The 6,018-nt window shown below is 66.5% G+C and carries 4 protein-coding genes and 1 tRNA gene; 1 reads left to right on the top strand and 4 read right to left on the bottom strand.

From position 1 onward, the window contains the following. Positions 1–20 precede the first annotated feature (20 nt). Positions 21–1,085 (bottom strand): amidinotransferase, encoded by a 1,065-nt coding sequence (locus RKE29_RS27275; RefSeq protein WP_312008334.1) that lies wholly within the window; start codon positions 1,083–1,085, stop codon positions 21–23. A gap of 174 nt (positions 1,086–1,259) precedes the next feature. On the opposite strand from RKE29_RS27275, the gene RKE29_RS27270 reads away from it, so the two are divergent. Further along, the gene (locus RKE29_RS27270; protein WP_312008333.1) at positions 1,260–1,694 is read left to right on the top strand and encodes an adenylyltransferase/cytidyltransferase family protein; all 435 of its coding nucleotides are present in this window, start codon (positions 1,260–1,262) and stop codon (positions 1,692–1,694) included. Here RKE29_RS27270 and RKE29_RS27265 read toward each other — a convergent pair whose 3' ends face one another. From RKE29_RS27265 to RKE29_RS27255, 3 genes are all read right to left on the bottom strand, one after another. Continuing rightward, the gene (locus RKE29_RS27265) at positions 1,695–2,984 is read right to left on the bottom strand and encodes an ATP-grasp domain-containing protein (RefSeq protein ID WP_312008332.1); all 1,290 of its coding nucleotides are present in this window, start codon (positions 2,982–2,984) and stop codon (positions 1,695–1,697) included. Positions 2,985–3,007: 23 nt separating this feature from the next. Beyond that, positions 3,008–4,606 (bottom strand): ATP-binding protein, encoded by a 1,599-nt coding sequence (locus tag RKE29_RS27260; protein ID WP_312008331.1) that lies wholly within the window; start codon positions 4,604–4,606, stop codon positions 3,008–3,010. A 533-nt stretch (positions 4,607–5,139) separates the two neighbouring features. Beyond that, positions 5,140–5,228: transfer RNA gene (locus RKE29_RS27255), tRNA-Arg, on the bottom strand. Positions 5,229–6,018: the final 790 nt, after the last annotated feature.

Here is a 6,018-nt window from a genome sequence, read left to right as displayed (position 1 = left end):
GACCCCTTGGAATTGATCATCTAGTCGAAGTAGCTCTTGAGGACACCGCGCCGACGGACGTCAAGGGTGGCGCAGTGCAGACCGCCGCCGAAGACGTAGTGATCTTTGAAGTCCACGAGAACCGGCTTCATGCCGAGGTTCTTGAGCATCTTGATGGTCGGTTCCTCGTGCTTGTCGACGACGACCCGTTCCTCGTCGAGGACCAGGAGGTTCATCGACAGCCACCGACTGGAGAGCTGGAACTCCGCGGGAGCCACCCCCTCCGGAGCCTCGATGATCTCCCAGCCGGCGCGCTTGAACATGTCGAGGAGTTCGGGCGACAGGCACGGCCGCGCCGGGCAGGTGAGCACCCGGCCTTCACCGAGCGGCACCCAGGTCGTGTCGATGTGGACCGGACCCGAGGAGCGGAAGCGTGCCCGGTGGATCCGGTACTCGCCGCCGAGGTGCCGCTCCAGCCACCTGATGCCGAGTTCGTTGGTGACCTGGCTGCGCTGCACGATGATGTCGCGGCCGAAGCGCACGAAGTCCGCGGCGTCGAAACAGGGTTCCGCCTCCTTGGTCATGTACTGGCCGACCAGCGGGCCCACGTCGTCCGGGATGTTGGGGTCGCCGCGGAAGAACGCGAGGTGTTCGTCCGGGTAGTCGTAGTCGTACATGTGCTGGCCCATCGAGCACTTCGGGGCCGCAGTCCACCGGGCCCCGCGCTCGAAGTACTGCTGGATCAGCGAGTGGTACTTGAGGTGCTCGAAGTAGCGCGGAGGCAGTGCCATCGGCGCCTCGATGATCTCGTCCCCCACGACCAGGAGCACGTCGCGGACATCGGCGTTGAAGAAGCCGGTCGACTCGAAGTACGGCGTGCGGAACTTCTTGGTGGCGTAATCGACGGGCTCGGGCCGGGTGACCTTGACTCCTTCGTTCTCCAGGACCTTCTGGAGGTTGTCAAGGGCCTTCGAAGCGCCTTGCACCAGATGCTCGGGGTAAGGCTCTCCGGCGTGCTCCCGATAGAAGTCCCAGTAGTCACGGCGCACCATGACCTTCATCTCGTGCGTCAGGGGTGGAATCGTCACCCCTTCGATGGTGCCCACGATTACTTCCTCGAGAGGGTCCCACTCGTTGTGGGAACTGACTGCGGAGGTGGCTGTTACGTCGTCTGCGCGTGAATCCGCGATGTTCAAGTTTCGTCCTCGTCTTGAGTGAGTCTACGGACAATACTGACGGCGATGGCTGAGTTCCGTCGAGCTTGCGAGGTGGCATCGACCATGACAGACCCCGCCGGTATGAGCAACCAGAAACGTGTCTACGTGGACATGGTGGGAGACCTCTTTCACTCGGGGCATGTGTCGCTTCTCAAAGAGGCTCGTGAATTTGGTGACTACCTCATGGTTGGTGTGCTCTCCGACGAGGTAGTGGCCTCGTACAAGCGTCGTCCCATCATGAGTCTCGACGAGCGTATCGCGGTGATCGAAGCGTGCCGTTATGTCGATGAGGTGCTGCCGAACGCACCATATCGGGTCACTAAGGATTTCCTGGACCGACACGACATAGCGTTGGTGGTACACGGCGACGACATGAGGCCCGAGATCGCCGAGGAAATCTTTGGCGAGGTATCCGCCGTCGGTAAGCTGCGGCTGGTCGCCTACACGCAGGGAATTTCCACCACGGACCTGATAACCCGGTGCCGAACGGCACGGTGATCACGATTCATGTGCTTCTCTCGCAGGTGAAGTGGCGGCGCGGAGGGCGGCCCCGTCGATACGCAGGGGCCCGTCGGGCATCTCGAACTCGTAGGTCAGCAGGGCGAGGCACTCGTCGATGTGGTGCATCATCTCCTCGGGTGAGCCGGCCGAGCCCGAGACGCAGTCCAGATAGGTCATGTCCGGGTCCAGCGGAGCACCGGGTATCACGTACAGCTGATAAGCGTCGATCAACGGGTGCCCCAGAAGAACGTCACGGCCGGATACGGAAACAAGGCGACGTGCTTCCAGGGGGGCCCGCATGGTGTATTGAAAGTGGGTCAGGCCGTCCGGCTTGCCTTCCGGAATTCCCGGCCGCCCCAGTGCCAGATCGGCGGCGACCTGTATGAGATCAAGGCCCTGGGAACGTCGGTAAAGGGCGGCCATGAATCCTCCGAGCCGGCCGTTCACCTCTATGATCCGAGGTCCTTGTGCGGTCAACTTCACCTCTGTGTGAGTGATGCCGTGCCGGACCCCGAGAGCGCCCAGCGCGGTTCCGACCAACTCCTCGACCTGGTCGAGTAGATCCTGGGCGAACGGCGCGGGACAGAAGTGGCCCATCTCGCGGAACGGCGGCGACAGGGGGAACTTGCCGGTCACGCCGATGTGCCGGATGATGCCCTCGGAAGAGACCGACTCGACGGACACGTAGTCCCCGTACGGATGCGTGGGCAGCCCGACCAGGTACTGCTCGGCGACCAGATCCTTCTCATGGCTGGCGGCTGCCCGGTCCAGCAGTCGCGCGACGAGTGCGCGTCCCTCCTCCGCGTCGCGGACGGGCCGCGCGTTCCTGCTCCGCTCGCCGCACCGGGGTTTGACCACCAAGGGCAGCCCGATCTCGTGGACTGCCGCGTCCCAGTCCTCGCTGCACGTGATCAGCCGACTGTCCACGCCGCCCGCTCCTGCGGCCGACAGCAGGGCGCGCTGGGTATGTTTGTCAGTGAGCGCCGTGGCAGTGGCCACCTCATGTCCGGGAAGGCCGAGTCGCTCGGTGAGTGGGGCGCAGACGGGAATGCCACCCTCGCTGTACGTGACGATGCCGGTGACTCCGGCGGCTTTCAACCGCGTCGCGTCGACCGTCGCATCGCCGGTCAACTCCACCACGGTGCCTGCCGTCGCGATCAGCGGCAGGTAAGAACGCGCATATGTGTCATTGCCGACGGCAAAGACGATGGGATCATAATTTTCAAGCGCGATGAGCAGCTCGCGGGGCGAGATGGCACCCTCGCTGAACAATACACACAAGGTCACCGGTCACCTCTCCGTCTCCGATTTCACCGACGGTCCTCTGCAAAGCGACTATTACCGCTCCTGGCCGACCGTCCGGCCGGGCTGAACAATATGCGGCGACTCCGGGACAGGGAATACCTATGAGTGCCCGCGCGCAGGATCCGCGGCAATCCGTGGCCGTCTGGAGGAAGTTCGTCTAGGGTGAACCCACAGGGCGATTGTAAAGTCGCGGTGATCTCGTCAGTGGACAGGTCACGGTGGTGTGACGATGCCGGGAGGGTGGGCGACCGGAACTCGCCGGGGAGGCCGGAGTCGGGGTCGGCGAGGTTGATCGACTGGGCGGCGAGTTCGCCCGGGTCGGTGGTGATCACCTCGTGCTCGCCGGGCGCGGCGACGGACACCAGTGCGACCTTGTGGCGCTCTCCGGCGAGCAGCAGGGCCTCGCCGCGGGCGGCGGTCAGCAGGAACTCGCGTTCGCCGTGGCACAGGTGGAGGGCCTCGGTGATCTGGTCCACGGTCTGCGGGGACTGGCGCAGCAGGATGCGGGTCGCGGCGTTGGCCACCACGGCGCGGCCCAGCGGGGTGGACAGCAGGTCGTCGGCGTCCTGGGTGATGACCGCGAGCCCGGTCCAGCGCTTGCGGGCGGCCTTGGCCATGCGGAACAGGAAGCGGGCTCCGACGCCTTCCCGCATCAGCAGCCACGCCTCGTCCACGACGACCAGGTGCCGTTCGGCGGGCTCGCGCGAGGTGACCTGCCGCCACACGGTGTCCAGCGCGAGCAGCATCGCCGGGGCCTTGACCTCCTCGGGCAGCTCGCGCAGCGCGAAGACCACCAGGTGGCCGACGAGGGGAGTGGTGGTGGGCCCGTTGAACAGCTCGGCGTGCGAGCCGGTGACGTACGGCGCGAGCCGGTCGGCGAGCACCGCGGCGGGCGGGCTGCCGTCGGCGGTGAGCGTGCGGGCGAGGTCGGCGAGGACGGGCGGGGTGCGGGTCCAGGTGCGTTCGTCCGCGGTGATCCCGGCCTCGTGGTAGGCGGCCAGGACGGCGCGGTCCAGCGCCGCCTTCTCCGCGGGGGTGGGAGTGGTGCCGAACAGGGAGGTCAGGAAGGTGTGGAGGAACAGCACCTGGCGGGTGAGCCGGTCCTCGCCGCCGCGGCCGCCTGGGGGAAGGTCGAAGGGGTTGATGCGTACGCCGGGGGCGCCGAGGCGTACGACGTGTCCGCCGACGGTCTCGGCGAGGCGTACGTACTCGTCCTCCGGGTCGATCACGGTCGCGGTGGCGCCGGTGAACAGCAGCCGCAGCAGTTCCAGCTTGGCCAGGTACGACTTGCCCGCGCCGGAGCAGGCCAGGGTGACGGAGTTGTAGTTGTGCTGGGTGAAGCGGTCCCACAGCACCGGGGCGCCGGAGACGGCGTTCAGCCCGTACAGCACACCCGTGGGGGTGCCGTCGGCTGCGGTGGGCGGGGGCAGGTCGGGGCTGGTGAAGGGGAAGCAGGCGGCGAGGGCCGCGGTGTCGAAGGTGCGGCGGATCTTCAGGGTGTCCAGGCCCAGCGGCAGGGTGGCCAGCCATCCGGGCAGGGCCCGGTAGGTGGTCGGGGCCACGGTCGTCAGCAGGGACTCGGCGACGGCGCGGACGGCCGCCACCTTCTTCGCGGAACGCGTCTTCGGCCCCGACCGGCGGGAGCTGCTGGCCGCCGCGCTTCCGGAGGCGGATGACCGTGAAAGCCACCGTCACGCGGAACGGGAGAAGACCCTCAGCGACGCACTTGAAGACCTCCGGAAGCGGCGGGAGCGCCAGATCCACGCCCTCGAACTCGCCGACGATCTCGACCGCGGGTTCGTCCAGGGCGTGCAGACCCGCGTCGCAGAACTCAATGACCAGCTTCAGACCAAGGAAGCGGAGTTCGCCGCTCACCGGAAGAAGGCGCCCGTCCGGCGGGACCCCGCTCTGCTGGACGCCCTTCCGGTGGGGAGGTGCGAGATCGCGGGGCTGCCGGATGCGGTACGGCGCCGGATGTTCGAAGCCTTCCGGCTCCAGGTCCGCTACGACAAGCGCAGCCACAGCGCTCGCTGCCGGGTGGTCCTCGCGGCCGACACGATCCATGCGACCGCCCGCACCGCCGAAGAGGTGATGCGGGCGGGGCGTGCGGACGGCACGCCGTTTCCCATCTGTCCTGTGCCCCAGGCAGGATTCGAACCTGCGACACCCGCTTTAGGAGAGCAGCGGGGTTCGTGCGGGGCGGTGTCGGCCGGTGCCGCGTGGTGCTGCTTTTGCTGGTCAGCGCCACGCGGCACGCTGCGCGGTCCGGCCCGGGATGGCGTGTGCCGGTACGTCCGCTCACGCATCGCTCACGCATGAAGGCTTCGCTGACTGCCCGGGCGCCACCCCGGGCGGGTGACTCCGAGGCGGGGCATGGTGTCCAGGGCAGGCGGGTGCTGACCACGGTGCCGGACTGGTGAGGATTATCGGACTGTGGACAAGTCCATGCCGCTGGAGCAGTGTCCCCTCCGTCTATTGGGGCAGCCTACGCGAGTCCGCCTCTTTGGGAACCCGATCGGACTACCTGCCGTGGCGGCCACCCGTCTTTGACGCCCTTCGTCACGGCTGCCGTGGGACGGCTCCCTAGAGCCTGGAGTTGATGTCACCCCCAACCTCGGCAGCTTAAAGCACCCTGCATGGGCAGGAGTGCGGAACATTCCACTGAAACCGATCATTGGCCATCGAGGTAGCCACGCGGGGTCTCCCGAGCGTGGCTACCCGATGGCTGGCACTCGGCTGGGCGTGGTGTAGATGCCAGCACCCGCCGGAGAGACCTGTTCCGGGGAGCTTATCGGAGGTGCCAGGTTGTCAACATCCGGACTCCAGTCAAGGAAATGTTGACAACGCAGGTGATGTGGTTCGATGCACCGCTGGTCGCCGCCATGTAGCCGCCCGCATAACTGGCGATTGCTACTGCTGCTACCAGCCATGAGGGTGGCCCGTGCTGGTCTTCGGGCCAGCCCGCCTGCATACTAAGCATTGCTCTCCTTCCTAGTACTACAGCCGGTGGTTTCAC

The organism is Streptomyces sp. B1866 (assembly GCF_031932565.1).
In the GTDB taxonomy this organism is placed as follows: Bacteria; Actinomycetota; Actinomycetes; order Streptomycetales; family Streptomycetaceae; genus Streptomyces.
The sequence above is the reverse complement of the archived record's forward strand: the minus strand, read 5'-3'. Positions and strand labels throughout refer to the sequence as shown.